This is a genomic window from Mesorhizobium sp. M4B.F.Ca.ET.203.01.1.1 (assembly GCF_004791025.1).
Lineage (GTDB): Bacteria > Pseudomonadota > Alphaproteobacteria > Rhizobiales > Rhizobiaceae > Mesorhizobium > Mesorhizobium abyssinicae.
Window position 1 is genome coordinate 1 of record NZ_SRUO01000319.1, and the last position, 278, is coordinate 278.

1 protein-coding gene is annotated in these 278 nt (G+C 62.9%); it reads right to left on the bottom strand.

Annotation, left to right across the window (positions count from 1 at the left end; genetic code table 11):
- Positions 1–278: 3-keto-5-aminohexanoate cleavage protein (locus tag EN846_RS34890; protein ID WP_189587228.1), on the bottom strand; the 278-nt coding region annotated here is incomplete at both ends.

The following is a 278-nucleotide window of genomic DNA, read 5'->3' on the forward strand; positions in this document are numbered from 1 at the left end:
AAGGGGATCAGGCCGCGACCCGTGAGCGCCACGAGATAGCTCGCCTCCTCAGGTGTATAGAGGATGATCTGCGGCGTGACTTTTTCCACGCGCAGCGTTTCGAGAAACGAGGCGAAAGCCGCCTCATGCGTTTGGTCGGGCACGAGCTCGCGCAAGGCAAGCGAAACCGCCTCCGGCTGCGTTTCCAGAACCACGCGCATCTGCTCTTCGGGCCGATAGAGGCCCAGCGCCTCGCTGGTGATCTGGAGAACAAGCCTGTCGCCGACGCTGGCCCTGAT